A 418-nucleotide genomic window follows, 5' to 3' on the forward strand; every position below is an offset into this window, starting at 1 on the left:
CCCGTACAGAAGTCGATAGACTGATTGGTAAAATCATGCGATACGCTCGGTGAACACCCCCCCGCTAAACTGTTATTTATAATAGCTGTTTGATTAGTTACCCAAGCTGTGATATCAGCATCCAGTGCATTTTGAGCAGCAGTAGGATCCGCATTATCAAACTCACAGGCATCCGCACTATCATCAGAAGGACTAGTATAGCTTACTGCTTGCGGTTGTGTTAGGGTATATGTAGCAGTAGGATTAGTAGAGCCACAGATATCTTCTACCGTCCAGGTAATAGTTACCGTACCTCCCGTACAGAAGTCGATAGACTGATTGGTAAAATCATGCGATACGCTCGGTGAACACCCCCCCGCTAAACTGTTATTAATACTATTAGTTTGTGCCGTTACCCAAGCTGCGATATCAGCATCCA

At 44.7% G+C, this 418-nt stretch carries 1 protein-coding gene; it reads right to left on the reverse strand.

The window, feature by feature from the left end; translation table 11 throughout:
- Window positions 1–418, reverse strand: a 418-nt coding sequence (locus tag KI686_RS15775; RefSeq protein WP_237590290.1) for a hypothetical protein, incomplete at both ends; no start/stop codon positions are given.

The organism is Polaribacter sargassicola, from assembly GCF_021991835.1.
GTDB classification, from domain to species: Bacteria; Bacteroidota; Bacteroidia; order Flavobacteriales; family Flavobacteriaceae; genus Polaribacter; species Polaribacter sargassicola.